Annotated in this window: 9 protein-coding genes; 1 reads left to right on the forward strand and 8 read right to left on the reverse strand. The window is 66.4% G+C overall.

What is annotated here, in order from left to right:
* Window positions 1-14: 14 nt before the first annotated feature.
* The 4 genes from ACFYZQ_RS16310 to ACFYZQ_RS16325 all read right to left on the reverse strand — a co-directional run bounded on the left by ACFYZQ_RS16310 (window position 15) and on the right by ACFYZQ_RS16325 (window position 13,524).
* Entirely contained in the window at window positions 15-1,310 is a 1,296-nt protein-coding gene (locus ACFYZQ_RS16310; RefSeq protein WP_389147238.1) for a hypothetical protein, read from the reverse strand.
* 348 nt (window positions 1,311-1,658) lie between these two features.
* Complete coding sequence (locus ACFYZQ_RS16315; RefSeq protein ID WP_389147241.1) at window positions 1,659-6,590, reverse strand: DEAD/DEAH box helicase; 4,932 nt, start codon at window positions 6,588-6,590, stop codon at window positions 1,659-1,661.
* A gap of 137 nt (window positions 6,591-6,727) precedes the next feature.
* Window positions 6,728-10,573, reverse strand: coding sequence for an Eco57I restriction-modification methylase domain-containing protein (locus ACFYZQ_RS16320; RefSeq protein ID WP_389147243.1), 3,846 nt, complete (start codon window positions 10,571-10,573; stop codon window positions 6,728-6,730).
* Window positions 10,567-13,524, reverse strand: a complete 2,958-nt coding sequence (locus ACFYZQ_RS16325; RefSeq protein ID WP_389147246.1) for a helicase-related protein — start codon at window positions 13,522-13,524, stop codon at window positions 10,567-10,569. The genes ACFYZQ_RS16320 and ACFYZQ_RS16325 overlap by 7 nt, the downstream gene beginning before the upstream one ends.
* 428 nt (window positions 13,525-13,952) lie before the next feature.
* Here ACFYZQ_RS16325 and ACFYZQ_RS16330 point away from each other — a divergent pair, with 428 nt between their 5' ends.
* Window positions 13,953-14,849: a DUF5655 domain-containing protein gene (locus ACFYZQ_RS16330; protein ID WP_389147249.1), complete on the forward strand. Its 897-nt coding sequence runs from the start codon at window positions 13,953-13,955 to the stop codon at window positions 14,847-14,849.
* 177 nt (window positions 14,850-15,026) lie between these two features.
* Here the strand turns inward: ACFYZQ_RS16330 and ACFYZQ_RS16335 are convergent, their stop codons facing one another.
* The 4 genes from ACFYZQ_RS16335 to ACFYZQ_RS16350 all read right to left on the reverse strand — a co-directional run bounded on the left by ACFYZQ_RS16335 (window position 15,027) and on the right by ACFYZQ_RS16350 (window position 19,767).
* Window positions 15,027-16,394, reverse strand: coding sequence for a DUF317 domain-containing protein (locus tag ACFYZQ_RS16335; protein WP_389147252.1), 1,368 nt, complete (start codon window positions 16,392-16,394; stop codon window positions 15,027-15,029).
* 63 nt (window positions 16,395-16,457) lie between these two features.
* Window positions 16,458-17,576: a DnaB-like helicase N-terminal domain-containing protein gene (locus ACFYZQ_RS16340; RefSeq protein WP_389147254.1), complete on the reverse strand. Its 1,119-nt coding sequence runs from the start codon at window positions 17,574-17,576 to the stop codon at window positions 16,458-16,460.
* The gene (locus tag ACFYZQ_RS16345; RefSeq protein WP_389147257.1) at window positions 17,576-18,847 is read right to left on the reverse strand and encodes a DNA cytosine methyltransferase; all 1,272 of its coding nucleotides are present in this window, start codon (window positions 18,845-18,847) and stop codon (window positions 17,576-17,578) included. The genes ACFYZQ_RS16340 and ACFYZQ_RS16345 overlap by 1 nt, the downstream gene beginning before the upstream one ends.
* Window positions 18,844-19,767, reverse strand: coding sequence for a hypothetical protein (locus ACFYZQ_RS16350; RefSeq protein WP_389147410.1), 924 nt, complete (start codon window positions 19,765-19,767; stop codon window positions 18,844-18,846). The genes ACFYZQ_RS16345 and ACFYZQ_RS16350 overlap by 4 nt, the downstream gene beginning before the upstream one ends.
* Window positions 19,768-19,790 lie beyond the last annotated feature (23 nt).

Consider the following 19,790-nt stretch of genomic DNA (forward strand, 5'->3'; position numbering starts at 1 on the left):
GGCACGGGTGTCCCTCATCGCGTTCCTCCTGCCTGGCGCGCACGGACGGTGACCTGCCGCAAGAACGTCTTCTCGTCGAGGACCTCGACGCCGGTAACTCGGCCCTGCAGTTCGCGCTCGAGATCCGCGCAGTAGCCGGGAGTTCTGAGGCGGTGCATTGGGATGACGATGATGTGCCTCCGCGCTGGCACGCGGGGATCGCAGCGAAATCCTCGGGCGAGCAGAGCTGGGCTTGAGCAGTCCTTGGCGTCGACGGCCCAGCACTCCGCCTCTGCACCTGGCTCCTTGGCCTTGAACGTCACTGCCATATCCCACGCGTCCAGGCACGGCCAGTCTTCGACGCACAGGCATTCGTGGGCGATTTCTCTCACCTGGTCCAGCAGCCGGCCCTCCAGCAGTCCCGGGTCGTGGAAGAACTGGCGGGTTGCCCGGTGCTGTGTCCAATAGCCACCCAGACACGCCACTTCGTAGCGCTCTGCCACCCCCGTGCAGCCGGGAGTCCCACAACCAAGGGCCCTGTCATCCAATGGATTACGGCAGTCGGCACAGCGCCGCAGGCGAACCTTACCCGGCGCCTGGACCGGGTGGTGAACGTAGGCGATGCGGATGAACTTCGCGAGGAACGAGTCATGGTCGGAATCCGCTGCTGGTAGTTTTCGCGCCAGCGTCTGGACCTCGCGGTCGCTGAGCACCGGATGGTCGATCAACAGGCGTCGCAGCCGACGGTAGACCCGCTGGACAGCATCGTCGTCTCCACCGTTCACCCGTGCGCACAGCATCAGGGCGGCAAAGACCTGATTCTGAACGAGTTCCGCCTCGACGTCAGCGTGCTGGACCAGGTCTGCCGCCTGCTCGGCGAATTCGGACAGAGAATCGCCTTCCAGCAGCACCGCTTCCAGATCGACCTCGGTTAGGGACAGCGGTACAGGCCACGATCCCAGCGGACGACGGCACCAGTCGAACAGTTCCAGGTCGTTGCCGGGCCCTTCCAAACCCAGTGTCTGCGCCTTCCACCACAGGCGCCCCCGCGCATCACGCCATGCACGTGGCAACGGCCCCGACCCGTCCGTGCCAGTAGCTTGAATGCCGGCCCGCTGCCGTTCGAGGCGGATTTTCGCCAAGGCGGCACACAACAACTCCACCAGCAGGTAATCGTCCTGAGCGGTCCGCGGGTCTCTGTTTTCGCCGGGGCCAGCGTCACGCGACGCAGGCACCGCAGCAGCCGCTGGGTCGTCCTTTGAGGAGTCACCGTCAACCGATCGAGGCTGCGTATGGGCGAAGGAGGACGCGGCATCCTGAGTAACACTCATAGTCGACCGGTATACCGGAACCCACCGACAACACACTCCTTTAATGCGAACAGTAATTCGGTTACTCGGCCGTGTATTCGAATCGCTGCGCGGTGCTGCGATAATCTCGTGGTCCCGCTACTACGCGCCAGGAATTCGAAAGGGAGCGGCTCTCCGCCATGCGGATGGCCCTCAAGCCGGTGGCTGCAAAACTTGATGCCCTTGGTCTCGCCCGTGGCTTGGCTGGGAGGATTGGCGAGGAGATTCCGCTGGTTCTTGCGCCAAGCCGGTCGGTGGCTGGCCCCTCCTGACGCGACGGCCCCGGGAGCAACCGCCTCAAGGCGGTTGCTCCCGGGGCCATTGAGTTGATCAGAACTCAGTGGTGAGGCGCTCCATTATTTCTATGGCGCACTGCTCGGCGTTGCGGACGATCTGCCCGCCCCAGTAGGACAGAACGGTCCAGCCATCGGCACGCATGGCGTCCCGCTTGGCCTTGTCCGATGCCTGACGCTCCGGGGTGTGGTGGTGCTTCCAGCCGTCGCAGAAGACGGCGACTTTCTGGTCGGGCCAGGCGAAGTCGGCCACCGTAACGGGGCGAGGCGTTCCATCAGAGGAGCCACGGTCTCCCCAGTTGTACTGGGCGTGGCCGCGAGGTGCTCCAAGGGCCATCAACGCGATGGCCAGACGCCGCTCGATTGCGGACCGCGGGCGGCCGTGGAAGGCGTCCGTGTAGCCGGGCACCCGACGCCCGTCCACTGCCGGAGCATTAGCGAAGCGACGCAGGAAGTCACCGGCCACATGACGGTCGAGCAGGTCTTCTTCCAACTGGTTGCCGTAGGAGCGCAGGCAGGCGTAGCAGGAGCGCTCGCAGGAACAGCCCTCCAGCACAGGGACTAGGGCGGCGGCCACTTCACCGAAGCGGGCGGCGAGCTGGCGCAGGTAACCGGCACCACCGGGCACGTCTTCGTACAGAACCGCGAGTCGGAAGGTGGCCTCGTCGCTTTCCGGATCGGGTCGGGGCCAGTCGAAGCCCGCGACTTCGTCGTCGCCGGCCTGGAGCATGACGCGGCAGCCAAGATCCAGGGCGGCGCGGATGCTGGCGAGGAACTCCTCGAGCCGGTCCGGGCGGATGTCGAGTGCCTCTAGGTCGGGGAGGACCTGCAGACAGTCGACGCGGCGGTCGACCTGCAGAATGCTGTATTCGAGCCGCTGGTTACTGCAGATCTTGTCGTGGAACTGTTTGCGGTCTCGTTGTGCGCGGGTCGGGGTGGCGCCTGGGATCGCGTCGAACCACAAGCCGCACCCGGTGCAGATGACGAAGCGCTCGCTGGTGCTCTGGTTTCTGGTAACGCGCCCGCGGTTGAGGACGGTCAGATCCGCGCCGCGCTCCCACTGTAGTACCAGGCCCTCGCGTTCGAAGAGGTAGGTCTCGGCGGTGTTGGGGGCGCCGAGGTGGTGGGTGACTTCGAAGGGGGAGCGGGAACGGTGCTCTTCATCGGCGGAGATCCGCTGTCGGCGTGAGGCGCGCATGGCGCGCATCGGCACGCTGAGCTGAGGACTCAGGTCGTCGCTGTCGCAGGACAGGCAGTGCGCGCTGGTCGGGGCGTTCACGGTGTCGCAGCGGTTGCACAGGTTGATGTGGTCGAGAGCGCCGATGCCGTCGGAGTTGATCAGGTTGGCGCGGCGGAAGTCGACTTGGTCAACGAGCCACTTGTCGCCACGGGCGTAGACCAGCTGACCGGGAGCGTAATCCTTCAGCGCCTGGACCGAGTCCTGGGACAGCTCGGCAGTCTCGCGTTCCAGCGCAAGGCTGGTGGTGTCGGTGGGGAAGGCGTAGGAGGGAAGGAAGCCAACGGAGCTGAGGTAGGACAGAACGTACGCGCGGTTGCGGTCGCCGCTGCGCATGGCCTCAAGGCTGGCGTTGATGCTGGTGAGTGCGCGGGAGGCTTCCTTGTTTCCCGGCTTGCTGGCGGCCTGCATCCACTCTTCCAGCAGGCCTTTTTGGCGGATGCGGTAGGGCTCGACGTCTGCGTTGAGGTCGTCTATCCAGGAGTCGACCACCTCGTTCGCCCAGTTTTCGGTGAGCCAAGGGAGGTCGCCCTCGGCGAGGCCGAGGCGGAAGGCGGCGAAGATCTTGGCCGCGATGCGGTCGCGCCTTGCCGTGAGGGCGGTCTTGACTTCGTCTATGCCGTGGAGGTTTCCGTCCGTGTCCTCGGTGACCAGGCCCCGCATCCACTGGGGGAGGTTCTGTCCGCACAGCTCCAGTGCCATGGCTCGGGCGTGGCGCTTGAGCACGCGCTGGTTGTCCAGCAGGAACGCCGGCGGGCGGATGGCACCGCGGATCATCTCCACCGGCCGGGCATAGTAGTAGCTGTCGTGAGGCATGCCCCCGGCGAAGGTAACGACGAGCGCGACCCGCTCCTCCCGTCGCCCGGCTCGGCCGGCGCGTTGGGCGTAGTTACTCGGACGCGGGGGCACGTTCCGCAGGATGACGGCGAGGAGCTGGCCCAGGTCCACGCCCAGCTCCAGCGTCATGGTGCACACCAGAAGGTTGAGATCGCCCTCTTTGAACCGCTCCTCAATCTGCTCGCGGTCCTCCAGCGGCACCTGCCCAGAGTGCTCCTCGGCCTTAATGACCAGCGGAGCGTCGCTTGCGGCCAGCAGCCGCTCGTGGTCATCCGGGTCGCCCTGCCACGGCTCCATGCTGCCCTTGCAGTTGAACGTCGCGCACCTGTTCTGCGGCGAAGGGCCAGGCTGCACGGCCCGGCAGGCACGGCACCGGTAAGTGGTCTCGCTGGCGGGCTTGATTTCCACAGCCTGGGGCGGAACCTGCCGCAGCACGACCCGCTGCCGGCCGCTGCCAACCTGGGTGCCTTTCAGCAGCTCGTGCTCGGACAGCACGTCCACGGCCTTGCGCACGCCCCGCTCGATCGCATCGGAGCTTGTCACGCTCGAGAACGCGGTCCGTACCAGACGTGCGGCCGCGCCCTTGGAGCTCATGGCCAGGGGATTGGCACCCGGAACCCTGATGTTGGTCTCGCCGTAGCCAGTGACGGACTGTCCCAACCCCATGGTGGCGCCAGCCTCGACGAGCTCGGCCTCCGTCTTGGCGTCCAGGCGCTTTTGGAGCAGGTCATGGCCGAGCCCACCGCGGGTGCGCACAAGATCTAGCATGCGGGCCAGAAGCCAGCGAGCCGCGGCGGTGTCCGCGCCCAACGTGTCGGTGAGCGGCTTGAGTGCTTCATCGCTCAGCGCTTCCAGGCCCGGATAACCGATCGTGACCAGTCCGAGGCGTTCCAGAGTCGGTGGCCGGCGCTCATCACTGGCGAGCTCCCCGAGTAGATCCCACTCGCACACGCGCAGAGCCCGACGGCGGGCGTCCTTGCCCGCCGGGTCTTCGTAGAGACCGGAGTCCTGGCCGCGCCGGAAGACGTCTTCGACAAGGCTGTTGAAGCTCGCGGGTGGCTCCTCCTTACGGACGCGGTCAGACACGCTCTCCACGATCAGGCGGCGCACCTGTACGGCCCTGGATCGGTCGCGCAGGTAGCCTGCCTGGAATGCGGTGTCTTGCCGCGAGTCGGCGAAGATCAGCAGGCGTCGTAGCATCTCGTCATCGCTCTGCGCTGCCAGCCCCGTGTGCAGGCTGAACGCGGCGGCAGTGACCGCGGCGGCAGTACGCGCAGTGAACTCCTGCACCGCGCCATGCGAGCGGAGGTACCCGCACACCGGGCACCGTGTGAGTGGCCGATCGGGCTCTGGAACCGCGACAATGACCTCGCGGGTCGTGGCTCCGCATCCCTGGCATGTCGCACCGTTGGCGTCCTTGCCGCAGCTCATGCACCGGCGCGCCGGGTACCAGTTCCGGTCACCGGTCTGCGGAACCTGCAAAGGTTCATCGGCCGTCAAACGGCGGGCCACATAGCGAGCGACCGGGCCGTCGAGGTCATCCCGCTCCAGGTCGTAGTCCTGACCACAGCCCAGGCACACCCCCAATGGGGTCGTGGCCTTCGCACCACAGCCTTCGTGGCTACACGTCGTTGCACCGTCCAGCAACAGATGCTCGGATTCCCCGGCACAGCGCACCGGCGTGGGGAGGCTCCGCAGGAACAGGTGGACCTTGGCCTCCAGGACGGGCGGGCCCTCCGGGGTGTGGGTGTCCGCCCCGAGTAGCAGCCAACCGGCTACTTCGTCTTCTAGCGCTGCCCGGTCTGCGCCCTGCCGCTGCGGCAGACTCGCGAGAAGATCCATCAGCTCATCAACCGTGCTGGGCTCGGACAGGTGCGCTCGCAGCAGGTCCAGCACCGGACTTGCCTGTGGATCGCCCAGCACGGCCCGCAGCCGCGACGTATTTCCGCCGTCGGCAAGAGCCTGGCGAAGCTGGTCGCGGTCCGGTGCCGGACCGATCAGGCTCACGTCCGGCTCCGGCTGTGGCACGGCCGTCTCTTCAATGATGCCGTCCACGTCGAAGGGAGCGGCGAACAAGCTGCTCGCGAACTCTGCGGTGCGCTGCAGATCGACCGCGTGGTCGCCTCCCGCGCTCACAGTCGCGGACAGGCCAACACAGATCAGCCCCTCATCGGCGACATGACCGCGAAGCCGCCGCACCAGGCCGGCGATCTCGGTGCCAAGTGCGCCCTGGTAGGTGTGGATCTCGTCCAGGATCAGATGGCGCAGCACCCCGTTTCGGAAGAGTTCCCGATCCTCCCGGCGCGTCAGGATGTACTCCAGCATGGAGTAGTTGGTCAGCAGGATGTCCGGGGGCGTCTCCTGCATCCGGGCCCGGTCGTGCGTAGGCGTCGCGCCCGTGTAGACCCCATACGTCAGGCCCAGCGCCTCGCACGCCGCCTTGATCCGGTCCTCCTGGTCGTTAACCAGGGCATTCATCGGGTACAGCGCAATCGCCTTCACCCCGGGACGGTGCCTGTTCTCGTAGGCATGCGCGATAACTGGGATGAGAAAGGACTCGGTCTTGCCCGAACCGGTACCGGTGGCCACCAACGTGTTCAAACCCTGGCGGATCCGGGTCACCGCAGTTACCTGATGCGTGAACAGTCGCTCTACCCGAGGAAAGGCGGTCGTGACCTCAGGCGGCAAGCTGATGCTCGTCGCGAGGTCGGACAACGTAGCGTCCAACTGGAAGCGCGGCTGGACAGACAGGTACGGGCCGCGCCACAGCAGCGCCTCGTCATCCACCAGCCGCTCCAGGCGGGACCGCAGCCCAGAGTCGGCGATGGGATAGGTGGTCCAGGTGAACCGCCGGTAGTCCTCACGCAACCGATCAGCCAGCTCCAGCGGATTCATCTTTCGCCCTTCCTACCCACACCCGTTGTCGATCGCCCACCGCAGTGCGGACGCTCCCGAACGGAGGGAGCGCGCCTGCGACTTGAATCGAGCGTAGTGCCGACCACTGACAACGCGTCATGCACTGGCGGCCAAGATCAGCCAGCCAAGCGCGCGAAGTGCTCGCGGACGAGCGCTTTGTACTCCTCGCCGGGCCGTACCGGACTGCCCTCCGTGTCAGCGCTCTGCCGGAAGTCAGCCAGGATCAGCTCCAGCTGTGACGCCGACAGCCCGTAGAGCTGGGCCACCTGGGCATCGAGCTCTGCCCGCAAAACGTACTCCTCGCCCTTGGGCAGCGGGGCGCACTCCACCCCCAGTACCTCGGCCAGTTCTATAAATTCGGCGGAGCGACAGGTAAGGCGGCCCGAAAGATCCACGATCCTTGCCCCAGGACCGGCACTCAGGGGGACATCGGCGATCGGGAGTGTTGCCATGATTGACTTTGTTACGTGGGCGCTGGCTTTTCGGCGTACGACGAAATCCAGTGTCAGGCTGTTGAGCAGGGCTACCACGTAAACCATCGCCTGGGCGTTGAGGACGGTCCGATAGCCGTTCGCGGCAGCGTCCCAGGTGGAACGGTAGAAATAGTGCAGAGCATGTGTGACCACTGTTCCTGGCGGCAAGACCGTAGCGATCAGTGTGCGCTCATCGCTTCCTCGTGCGGTCTCTCGGAAGCACGGACGATAGTGATCGGAAGGAAGCTCGAGGACGCCAGTGCGAGGCCCAGGTTCAAGAAGGCAGTGTTCACCCCGCCTGCGTGCTAGTGAGCGAACATCCTTCTTCTTGGCGCGCTTACGCGCCCGCGCAACCAATGCGGCTTCGCCTATCTCTTCCTTAAGATAATAGGTTGGCTCCGCGAAGTCGTGTACGTATTGGTGGATGTGCTTACCTTCGCGCAGCGGCATGCCGGTCCCGGTGGCGGAAAGGATTTGACGGTCGTCGTGTAGGTCCAGCTCCCGGCCCCAATCGATTTCCCAGTCACCCTCAGGCATCTTTTGCAGTAGGTAAGGACGGCCGGAATAGATTGTGGCCAGTACGTCGAGAAGTGCTGGATCGCGAGCGTCGGGGATGGCCAAGGTCTCGGGAGCTAGGGCTTCGATTGTGGATCGTGTAATTGGGAGGGTGCGGTTCTCTAGGTCGAGAAGGTGGTCGAGCTGGGAAACGTTGCTCGTGAAAGGCAGCGGATCAGTCCCTCCTCCCTTTTCGGCAACGAGGAGAAGGAACTGTTCGCTTTTGTGGATGGGGAAGATCCCCTTGACGTTGTCGCAAAGCACAAAGTGCTCCACGGAGCAGTGGTCAAGCAGCTCACGGCGGTGCCCGCCAGTAGCTGCGTCCGACACTACTCCGGAGTCGATGACGACGCCTAGCCGACCGCTAGGGGCGAGCAACGAGAGCTCCCGCTCCAAAAAGGTGCGGTAGTAGTTGAACGTGGTTCCGTGGGCATAGAGCATCCGATAGATGCCGGATTGCTTGATGAAGCTCTTTACCCCAGCGAGCGTGGCATCCAATTCAGCGCGAGCTGCCGAAATCTCGGGACGCTTGTCGAGTTCACGTTGGCGATCGAGCTTCTCATCCTTCTTCTTGAGTAGTGCATAGGAAGGATCGAACCTACCGTAAAACTCTGCGGCCTTGAAAGTGATGCCTTCCCACGGCGGGTTGCCAAGTATGGCGTCGAAGCCTGCATCGGGACGGCGTTCTCCGTTGCCGCCGAAAAAGACTTCAGGGAATTCGACTTCCCAGTGGAAGGGGCGGACTCTGGATCGCACATCGGCTGGGATATGTGTGAGATGTTCGCGAAGTGGTTCTCCTCTCTTCAGTGCATCGTGGGATGCGAGCCACTGCCCGCTGTTTCCTTTGAGTTCTTCGCTGTAGAAGTAGGGGGCCACCCACCAGTCGCCGAGGGCTTGCAGCCTGGTGAAATCAGCGCCTTCAATGAGACGCTCGAACCGCTTTTCTTTGGAACGGATCTGGAGGCGGTCTTCCGAAGGTCCTGCTGCCAGAGCCTGACGTACTCGCACCAAAGAGGCGAGGTCGGGTTCCTCTACGGCAAACAGTGAGTCTTGAAGGTCACCGACTTCCGTACCCGCGCGCTGGAATCGCCCGCCTTGTGCTGGCGCAGGAACGCCAGACCAGCTGCCGAACTCGGCTCCGACCACCGCGTTACCGCAGCGCAGATGCGCATCGAGGAAGGACAGGGGCTTACCTGCTGCCGCTGTGGTGAGCCAGAGGGAAACCTTGGCCAGCTCGACCGCCATCGGGTTCAGATCCACGCCATAGACGCAGCGTTCAACGATGAGGCGACGATAGGCGGCGCGCTCGGCGTCGTCCAATTTATGGTCGAGTAGTTCGCCTTCTCGGGCCAAGGCTTCACCGTAAGCCTCGGTCAACTGGTGCACGGCCGGGACGAGGAAGGCACCCGATCCCATGGCGGGATCACAGATCCGCAGGTTGAGGATGTCTTCCGGAGCGGCGTCCTGGACTAGGGGCCGGAGGGTCTCGCCAACGACGAAGTGAGCCAGCGGACGGGCGGTGTAGTAGGAACCAGAGCCCTTGCGCTGACCGCTGGCTTCGAAGAGGTAAAAGGTGCCGGGATCGTACGTCTCTAGGGTCTCGGCGCCCTTGGGTAGCTCCTCGGCGTCGAGTACCTGCACGATGGCCGACTGTCCTCGTCCAATGCGGGCAAGGGCCTTGTGGGAGTCGGCGATCTGAGGCTCGAACGAGAGCAGCCCCTCGTAAATACTCCCCAGCTGTTCGACGCCAAGCTCGCGGTAGTTGACTGCTCGTCGTCCCACGGCTGTTTTGCTGGTGGGGCGTTCGGCCTCGGTCCAAGAGAGGGCGTCGATCGCGTCTCGGACGAAGGTGTCACCGATGGTCATGGCCGGGTCGTCGAGCAGCGGGCACTTGGCTGGGTCGAAGAGGCCCCCATTGAAGCCGGTGATCTGAAGTTCGCCAGCGTCGACGCCGTCACGCAGCAGGGACCACGACGCTTGAAGAGAGTTCCACAGAAGACCGCCATCGGGTGCCCAGCCGGCGTCGGTGAGGATCTCCCGCCGGAGGCCGCGCAGGGAGTAGCCCCGGTCGTAGGAGGGGGTGCCGACGGGCAGGAGGCCCCGGTCCTCTGCGTAGGCGACGAACAGCAGCCGGTACGCAATCTTTAGGGCGTCGGCGAAGAGGTTGCGTGGCTCGGGGACGGGCTGCTGGCGTTGCCGCCAGTGGTAAAGAGCGCCGTTGGCGATGGCGCTGATGGCCGTGCGCACGCCGCCGGAAAGATTCTCACTAACGGCAGTGGCGGTGTCGGAGCTGGCGTCCTCGACCCGCTTCCACAGGATTTCGCCGGTGTGGTCGGGGACGAAGGCTTCGGGCCGCAACAGGGCCCACAGAACACGCCATTCGTGGTCATCACCGAGTTCGGCTAGGCCGGCGAGATCCACTGAGAGGTAGCTGGCTTCCCCACCGAGCCCGGGATCGCGTCTGATCACACGCAGTTCGCTGCCGTTGCTGAGCAGGACGGCGGGTAGCTGGTGCTCGCGTGCGCACACTTCGGCCTGACGCTGGGGCCGCAGCTTGCCTGCGCGGCGGCCCGTGGGCGAGGCATCCAGGTGCTGCCCGGGTGGGGTGATCAGCACGGAGACGAGATCGGCTGAACCGGGTTGGCCGTCGGGAGCACTGGCGCGGCCGGGGACGGGTTCTTCTATGGTCGGGAGGCTGCCGGCAAAGCTCCAGCCGTAACACGACAGCCAGGTGAGCATGCGCTTGCGGGTTTCTCCAGCAGTGCTGGTCTCGTCGATATCGGCGACCAGGCGCCGCAGCTCACGCTTGGCGTGACGGATGCCGTCTGCCGCGTCGTCGGCTCCGACCCGGTCGTGTTGTTCGCGCAGGAAGAGTGCCGGGTCCGAAAGGTAGTACGTGGACAGGGTGGTGCCCGCGACGGTGATGTTCAGCATGCGGGCACCTCCACGCACACGATGCAGCCAACTGCTTCACCGGGGGTGACATCGGCAACCTGGTAGCCGCGGCTGAGAGTCTTGCGGCGTCGGCCAAACTCGTCGTCGACGGCGGCTCGGGCTTCTTCGAGGGTGTGAAAGGCACCGTGTCCGGTGTCAGCGAAGAGGCCAAACTGGACACTGTCACCCGCGCTCGTGGCGAAACGCCTCTCGGCCTCGGCGAGTTCTGCCGAGTGCCAGCGGTCAAGGTCGGCGTGTAGGCGTTGAGATTGGTCGCTCAATTGTTCTCGCATGACTTGGGCGCGGACGGCGATTCGACGAGAGGCTTCTTGCTGCCCGACGAGGGCAGCGGTGTCGAAACCAGGAGCTAGTTCCTGACGGGCCTTGTCGATGATGTCGAGGCTGCCCGAGGTCGCGGGGCGCTGGCGCAGGCGGCGCAGGTCTGCCGTCGGGTCCTGGCTGGGCGCGGCGGGTGTGCCATCGGCGTTGCGAGGGACGAAGACGGGTACCAGCGGCTCTTCCAGGACACGACCGTCGTCGGAGGTGATTCGGGCGACATAGGTGAATAGCCACCCGCCATGGCCCTCAGCCACGGGCCGCACGGCGACGCGGTTGGCGGCGCGCTCGTCATAAAGGCGGGTGCGGACGCGCTGCAGGACTGCCCGTACCAGGGGGTGAGCTGGCGTGAGGAAGGCAATTCCGTGGTGCTCAGGCTCAAGGGCGACGGAGCGGCTGAAGGTGGCCTGAAATGCCTCTTGGGGGACGAGCGGATACTGCTTGAGGAGAGGTCCGGGCTCGATGGTCACGATGTCACCGTTGCCCGTAACAGAGCCGCCGCACTGCCTCACCACGGAGGCCACCAGTTGCCGGAACTCGTCGAAGTCCGGTAGAAGCCAGCGGGCCTGTTCGAGGGCGGCCGTGGTCTCGCCCTCGACCTGCTTCTCGTTCTTCATGCTTTGCATAAGCACGAGGGCACCGCTGCGCTCGAGGTAGTCACGGACCTGCTGGACTGCCCGTTCCAGGCGTTGTTCCAGTTCTCCAGCGTCGATGTCTTCCAGGAGACCATCGATCACGTCGCTTCGGCCAGCGACGCCCAGAACGTCGCTGCTGGACCCGAGCTGCTTGGTGATGGTGGAAAGCTTGTCGCGAAGCCGCTGAAGGATTTCCTCGTCACGAGTCTCGGCCAGATAGAGGTAGCTGATCTCGACGACGTGCGGCTGGCCGTAGCGGTCGACGCGGCCGTTGCGCTGTTCCAACCGGTTTGGGTTCCATGGCAGTTCGTAGTGAACTACAACGTGGCAGGCGTCCTGCAGGTTGAGCCCTTCGCCGGCGGCATCGGTGGCCAGCAGGATTGCTCCGGGCGTGGCGGAAAACTTCTCCAGCACTTCGCGACGTTTTGCCAGCGGGATGGAGCCGTCGATCCGCAGCAACGGCCCGTGGCCCAGGTTTTTCTCCAGGTAGTCCAGTGTGTCGCGGTACTCGGTGAAGAGGATGACCCTCTCCCCCCGCCGTCCGGCACGGAAGCCCTCCAGCCAGCCCTGTAGGCGGGTGAGCTTGCTGTCATCGCCGGGGCTGAGAGCCTCGACCATGTCCAGGAGCCTGCCGACCAGGCGCTGCTCCTCGCGCAGATGGTCCTCCGGGAGATGCGCGGCCACGCCCTCCAGTGCCAGTTCCTCGGCGGCCCGCAGGTCTGCTTCCGGAAGCGCGGTGTCCCCGCGGTATTGCTGCAGTACGTCCATGCGCTGCCGACCGGCATGATCGACCGGCGTGATGCCGAGGCTCTCCGCTCGCCGGCGCAGGCTCTGCAAGAGCGCGTAGGGGCTGGACAGGGCGCGCTTGCGCAGCACCTCCAGGGCGAATGCCTGCACGTAGTAGGAGTCCGTGCCGCGCAGGGCGTGCAGCGTGCGTTTGCTGTGCCCGCGCAGCCGCTGGTGGATCTCCTTCTCTCGGCTGGTTGGGCGGACCTCGATGGGCTGTGGTGGAAGGCGTCGACTGATGGGCTGTGGCGGTTCGCCGCGGGTGACGTCGTCCTTGAGTCGACGCACAATGTAGGGCTGGACCAATTCGGGATCCAGCCGCCCGTCATCGGCGGCCAGGTGCGGAGACAGGAGCTGGAGCAGGCTGGCGAAAGACTCCTGGTACCCGTTATGCGGCGTGGCCGACAGCAAGAGCAGCTCTCGGCTGTGGTCGGCCAGTCCGCGGGCCAGTCGGCTGCGGTCGGTGGCGCTGGAGCGCCCCTCGCCCGCATAAGCGCGGGCGACGTGATGGGCTTCGTCGATGATCACCACATCGAACGGGGGCGCGGCATGAATGGCCCCGACGTTGTTCTTCAGGTAGTCGATCGATGACACCGCGTACGGGATGGCGGTCCATGGACTGACCGTGGTCGGATTGTCCCGGCGGACCTCCAGCCACTTCTTGCTATCGACCTTGGCGAAGCTGAGGTTGAAGCGGTAACGCATTTCCTCGACCCACTGGTCTTGGAGCCCTGCTGGGCAGGCGATCAGTACGCGGTCCGCGCGGCCACGGCGGGCCAGCTCCATCAGCAAGAGGCCGGCCTCGATGGTCTTGCCCAGACCGACATCATCCGCGACCAGCAGGCGTACGCGCGGCTGACGCATGCCGACGAGGACGGGCACCAGCTGGTAGGGCTCCACATCGATCCGGCCGTGCTCGACCGCCAGAAGATCTCCGCGGCCGTGGGCCATAGTGAGGGCCAGCGCGTCATGCAGTTCATTAAGCAGGACGGCGTTACCTGGCTCGAAGCGTAGCTTGGTCGGCGCCTCCAGGCTGATTGTCGGTTCCTTACTGGCAAGCACCGTCAGGTGGCGTGGCCCGGGGCGCTCATCGGCCAGGCGTAGATCCAGAAATGTCTCGCTGCCTGCGCCGCGGACAGCCTCGACCTCCCACACGCGATCTCGGAGCCGTACCCGCATCCCGCGCTCGTACATGAGTGACGTGTCTCCCTACCTGCTGATGAGCAGGTAGAAGGCTACCTGGACCTACATCACAGGGAGAAAGATCAGGCAATCAGGTGTCGCGGAGCAGCGCGGCAGCATGGGTCTACCTAGCAACTCGCCAAAAAGGGACGATTGATGACAAAGGCTCGGATATATGAGCAGGAGGTCCGTAACTGTTGTTTAGGTGGCAAAGTGGCTGTAGCGGCAGAGGGCTCATCGTGGACGAGATGTGACGCAGGGGGCTCGTAAGGCACGTGCTCTATTCACTGAGCGACGGCGGCTGACCTGCGTAAAGGGCGCTGTCCCCCGGGTCGCGGAGGACGTATTGGTCTCACACTATCTTCACGCCCCCAAAGCCTCTCGCAGAAACAATCCCGCACCTCATCGGCGTTGGTGATCTCCGAGCCGAGGAGGGGAAGGTGGCGGGCCTGAAGCTGTTCCGCACGGACGCGATGAATAGCGGCATGACCGAGGTCATGCCGCGTCTTGCTGAGATCGAGGCCGATGTGCAGGGCCTCGTCGAGATGCACATGGAGACGCTGCTGGGCGTCCGGTTCCTGGCGAGCGAGTACACGACCGGTCCGGTCCACGGGGGCCGGATCGACTCGCTCGGGCTGGACGAGAACGGATCGCCGGTCATCGTCGAGTACAAGCGCGGCGTCGACGCCGGCGCCATCAATCAGGGTCTGTTCTACCTGGCGTGGCTGATGGACCACCGTGCCGAGTTCGAGTACCTGGTCCGCGACCGGCTCGGGGTGACGGCCGCGTCCCAGGTCCTGTGGAGCGGCCCTCGTCTGATCTGTATCGCAGGCGACTTCACGCGCTACGACGCGCATGCCGTGCGTGAGCACCGGCGGTCTATCGACCTGGTCCGCTACCGACTCTTCGGCAGTGACCTGCTCGGGCTTGAGATCGTGGCCTCCGTGAGCGGAGGCATTCAGGTGGCCCGCCGGGCACGGCGCCAGCCGGTTGCCCGGGCAGCGACCGACGTTCAGGGCGCGGCGATGATGGAGTTGGCGGGCGCGGTCGACGAGGTCCTGCTCGGGCTCGGGGACGGCGTGAACCGGGTTGAACGCAAGACCTACCGGGCGTATCAGCGGCTGCGGAACTTCGCCTGCCTGTGCCCGCCGCAGCGCAGCAAGTTGCTGGTCTACCTGAAGGTCGATCCGAAGGAGGTCGACCTCGTTCCGGGTTTCACCCGGGACGTGTCCGGTCTCGGTCACCACGGGACGGGTGACCTGGAGGTCCAGCTCCGTACGCCGAGGGACGTGGAGCGGGCGCAGGATCTGTTCCGGGCGAGCTACGCGGCTGCGTGATCGGATGCCGCCGCCTGTCTCCTGGCGGGTTGCGCTTCGTGTTGTGTATGCGGTCGTCGGTGGGGCCTTTCGACGTCCGGGCGCGGGGCGGCGGTGGACTATCTGTGGTGCGCGGGATCGCCGGTTTGGCCAACCGGCGATCCCGCGCTATGTTGTCCCGCTCGTGTGGGCTGATGATCAGCGTGCACGGCTGGCGGGGCGGCCTGCCGTGACCGCCGGAACCGCCGGCGCACTGGCGGCGAGACGGGCCCTGTGCTCGCGGCCCAGCTGGACCTGGCGCGTGCCGGTCTCCTGGGCGAGGGCCTCGGATAGGCCCGCCAGCAGCGAACTCGGGGTGTGCGGGGACGCGGTGATGGCCCAGGTGGGCCGGTCCGGACCGGGGCCGGCCCAGATGGTCCAGGTGGCCAGGTTCTGATTCGGGTGCTGTGCGGCGAAGGCGTCGAAGTGGACGCCCGCGGCCCCGTCGGGGGATGTCCAGCGAATCCATCGCCCGTCCACGGTGTGCTTCCATCCGGTGTCTGAGAGCGGCTGGGTGGCTGCGGTGACCATCTTCTCGTTCACCGGTGCGCCGATAGCGGTGTCCCAGCCATTTCCGTCGGCGAGGTGGGTGAACAGATCCTGCAGCACCGGGGCGGGGGTGGTGCCGGTCGCGGTGAGGACCCACATGCGGTCGGAGACGGGAGTCTCGTAGGCGGCCACGGTCCAGGCAGTCTCGTGGGCGGGGGCTTCGTGGACGCGTTCGATGCGCAGGGTCTGCGACTCGTGGATGGCGTGGGTCGTGTCGTCCGACCAGGTCCGCCACTTCTCGAACTCGTCGTGCGCGTCGAGGAAGGTGTCGAGGAGCGCGTCGTGGTCGCCGGCATCGGCCAGGTAGACGGGGACGGTCTCCGGCACCGGTCGGGAAGGCTCGGACTTGGCCGTGGTGACGTCGAAGACGGAGCGCGCTTCGATGGCGGCGCGTTCGGTGTCGGTCAGGGGCGCCGGGCCGGGGCGCATCGCGGCTGCATGGACACTTTCGAAGGCCGTCAGTGCCTCTGCGGGCGAGTCGAAGGTGTCTGCGACCTGACGCAGGTGGTCCTCGCCGTGCAGGTAGACGGACTTGCCGCCCCGGTGGAGGTAGGTGCCGACCGCGACCGTGGTGTGGCCGTCGTGAGCGTGGGCGTGGATAAGGAGCTGGCCGTTGCGGATGTCGTCGTGGATCTTCTGTGCCTGGTTGGAGACCTCGCGGATTTCGCTGCGGGTGCACCACGGCATCGGATAGTTCGCCCAGGTCCATTCCTCGTTGATGGCTTCCTGGAGCCGCGGGGTGATCTCGACGGTGATGCCTTCGGCGATCAGGTGCTTGGCTGCGTCGTCGGCCCAGTAGGGCTCCTCATGATCGATGCGGGCAAGGACCAGGACGTTGGTGGCGGCGACGCTCCAGTCCGCAGCCTCCAGAGCCGTAAGGGCGATGCGGGCTTGCGTGCCGGTCAGGACGGCCTGCACGGCGCTTGGGTGAGTGGGGTGGGTGTCGAGGCGGACGTGGGCGTCGATGGTGGCAGTCACGTGGGTCTCGTCTGTTCTGCCGGTGGCCGGGCCTTCGGGTCCGGCCACCGGCGTACGCAGGTGCTATCGGGTGGCTCGTGTGGAGCGGGCGGCGTGCGCGGCCGTGGTGGTCGGCGGGCCGGCGCGGGTGGTGGGCGCGGGACGTAGCCGTTGTGGCGGGGTGGCTCCGGTGGCGTGCTGCCAGCGGGTGCGGACGGCGGAGATGTCGGCGAGGACGCGGCGGGCGCCGACGACGAGCTGAAAAGGGGTGTTCGCTGGGTCGGCGGCATACGCCTCGATGCGTCGGCCGGCGTGCTCGGTTGTGGTCAGGAGGGAGCGCTGTAGGACGCGCTCGCCCCAGTGCTCGACGGAACCGGCCGGCTCGGCCAGCATGCGGAGGACCTCGCCCGGTTCACTGCCGTCGTCCAGCAGGCCGCGCTGCTGGGCTTCCCACAGGACCGTGACGGGGTCGACGGGCTCGTGGCGGCGGGCCAGGGCGGTCAGGCACTGCCACAGGCTGGCGTGCAGTGGCAGGGTGAGATCGTCGGGGAGCAGCCACGGAACGGCGTCGATGTCTGAGGGGTAGGCCGTGGCGGTCGCGAGCAGGAGCTGCTCCTCCTCGACGGCCTCCGCGGGGTCAGGTGCGGTGCGCGGCGGCGGTGCCGTGGTGCGGGGCAGCACGCCTGCGCGGGGCGGGAAGCGGTTCGCGATGTCGTCCACGACCGCGGCGAGCGCGTCGGCCTCGGCGAGCACCGTCTGGACGGCATGCGAGAGGGAGACATCGTGGACGGTGCGGACGAGGCGTCCGGCGGCCGTCTGCAGGCGGCGGCGGGTGTGCTCGGCCTCGACCATCCGGGCATAGGCGGGGGCGTGGCGGGGCCAGGGGCATACCTGGACGAGGGTGTGCAGGTAGGAGGCGGTCAGCCCGCGTGCCTGCTCCCGGCTGGTGGCGAGCACGCGGTCGAGCCACTTGGTGTTCTTCGCATGCTCGGCGAGGTCGGGTCGCGGCAGCGTGGTGATCGCGGCGTACAGGGCGGCGTGCGCGACGGTGGAGAACGAGTCGGCGGCGATGCCGCTCACGTCATCCAGGCGGTGCGGGTCGAGGAGGAGGGCTCCCAGGACGGCCTGCTCTACGTGGAACACGGGCTGGGGCGGTGGGATGGCGTCGAGGTCGTCTTCGTCGGGTTCGGAGGCGTGGGGCATCAGGCGGCGAGGGTGAAGTCGTCGGGGTCGAGGGTGACGCCGAGGTGCGGGGCGAGGAGGTGGCCGGCGAGTAGCGGGGGAACGGCGTTGCCGATCTGTCCGAAGACTTGGCCTTTGTTGCCGGCCCAGGGGTAGTCGGCGGGGAAGGTCTGCAGGAGGCCGGCCTCGCGGGCGGTGATCCTGATCGGCTCGGGAACGGCTGGCGCATCCGTGTCCTTGGCCGAAGGTGTGGCGGGTTCGGCGACCCAGGTGCACTCGTTCGCGCGGTGCCCGAAGAACAGGGTGCCGGCTGGTTCCTGGATGGACCGGACGGTGGCGTTGGCCTGGTTGTTGCTGCGCAGGGACCAAGACCAGCGGTGGGCCTCGGCGGTGAACGTGGGCGCCGGAGCGTCGGCGGCACGGTTCTCGCGTGTGCCATGCCGGGCTGCCCACCCCGCGCCTTCACGTCGGGACTGCAGGACCACCCTGTCCGGCCGGGGCATCCAGGTGCCGCGCTCTCGGGCGTCGGACAGCGTCTTGCGGGAGCCCGACGGGAACGGCTCGGGACCGCCCCCCGGCCCGCCGCCTGCGCAGACGGTGGGGACGGGCCGGTCGGTCGCGCCCCATCCCAGGGCTTCGGCCATGCTGACCCAGCGGGCGCGGCCCGGGCCGAACAGCGATTCCGCCTCGGCGACTTGGGCGTGCGTGGGCGTGGGCGGCTGTGCCGTACGGACGCGGGAGGCCAGGAGTATCGCTCGTTTCCTGGTCTGCGGGACGCCGAAGTCGGCGGCGTTGAGGATGCCGTACCAGACGGAGAAACCCCACCCGCGCAGTACGGCCGCGTACTGCTTCCACAGGGGCAGGACGTCCGGCACTTCCTCCATGGCGACCCATTCGGGCTCGCCGACCGCGTTCAGGGCATGCAGGTAGCGCATCGGCTCGGCTGCGAGCAGGGAGCGCTCGTCGCGGCACGCCGCCAGGAGGCGTTCGCGGGTATCGCGTCCAGAGGCCAGGTCCTCGACCGCCGTGTGCACCAGTGGCTGGTCGAGCAGGCCAAGGCGCTTGCCGGCCATGCTCCACGCCTGACACGGCGGGGAAGCGATCACGCCGCGGGTGCGGCCGATGAAGGGCCAGGTCGGATACATGGCCACGTCGGTGCGGATGGTCAACTGCCCCGCCGCAGCACGGGTCTTGCACGCCCACTGGTCCCATTCCAGCCCGACGTCGCGCACGCCCAGGACGTGCAGTGCTCTGCTCCAGCCGCCCGGCCCCGCGAAGAGGTCGAGTATCACGTGGCCAGCCCGAAGTCGTCCTGCGTCAGCGCATCGGCGTCGCCGCGGCACGCCCAGGGCGAGCAGCCGTCCTCGACACCGTTCTCCAGGACGTCTGCCTCGTCCGCACCGATCCGCAGGGCGGCCCGCTCGGCTGCGGTGACGTGGTCGATCGGTGCCTGGCTCAGCGGGACGCGGGAGCGGTGCAGGAACGCCTCGCCGAGCAGTCGGCTGCCTGACGCATTGGCACGGGCATTGCCCTGCCGGATGGCCGCGTCGAATTCGACGACGTCCGCCCACTCGGACGGCGAGGTGTCCCTGATGTGCCTCCACTGCGCATTTCCATGGAACGGGCATCCTAGGCAACTCGACTTTGGCGTATCGGCGAGACCGAGCGAGGTCAGGTATCGCACGCATTCGGCTCTGCTCCAGGACATGTCCAGAAGCGGATGCCGGTTGCGCATGTACTTGACGTCCGCGTCCTTCGCGCGGTGGAATTCATCAATCGAGATTCCTACCCATTGCTCGACGAAGACGTCCTTCGGGATGCGGGTCGGGTAGGGGTATCCGAGCAGTTCGCGAACCTTCTGCTTGATCGGCTTTACCTTATATTCGCCGGTGCACTGCCGTCGGGTCATCCCAGGTCGCCCGTCCCGATTGAGAATGTGGAGCGGCATGGAGGCGAACCGGTGATCCGGGTTCAAGGCGTCGTGGCGGATATTTCCGGTCGACACGCGGAGTACGGGTATTCCGGCCGGTACGGCTATCGCCTCTTCCAGGCGGTCAAGGTGTGCATAGACCGCTTCGGGTTCCCATCCGGTGTCGGCGAAAATTGCGTAGTCGACTCTGGGGAGAATGCCCTCGGCTGATAGGGCGAGGAGAGTGCTGGACTGAACTCCCGCGCCGAGAGAGAGGGCGCGGAATCGGGGCTGATCTGGAATGGGCTGTCCTGGGGGTGGGGAAA

It is taken from the genome of Streptomyces sp. NPDC001843, from assembly GCF_042891955.1.
Taxonomy (GTDB): domain Bacteria; phylum Actinomycetota; class Actinomycetes; order Streptomycetales; family Streptomycetaceae; genus Streptomyces.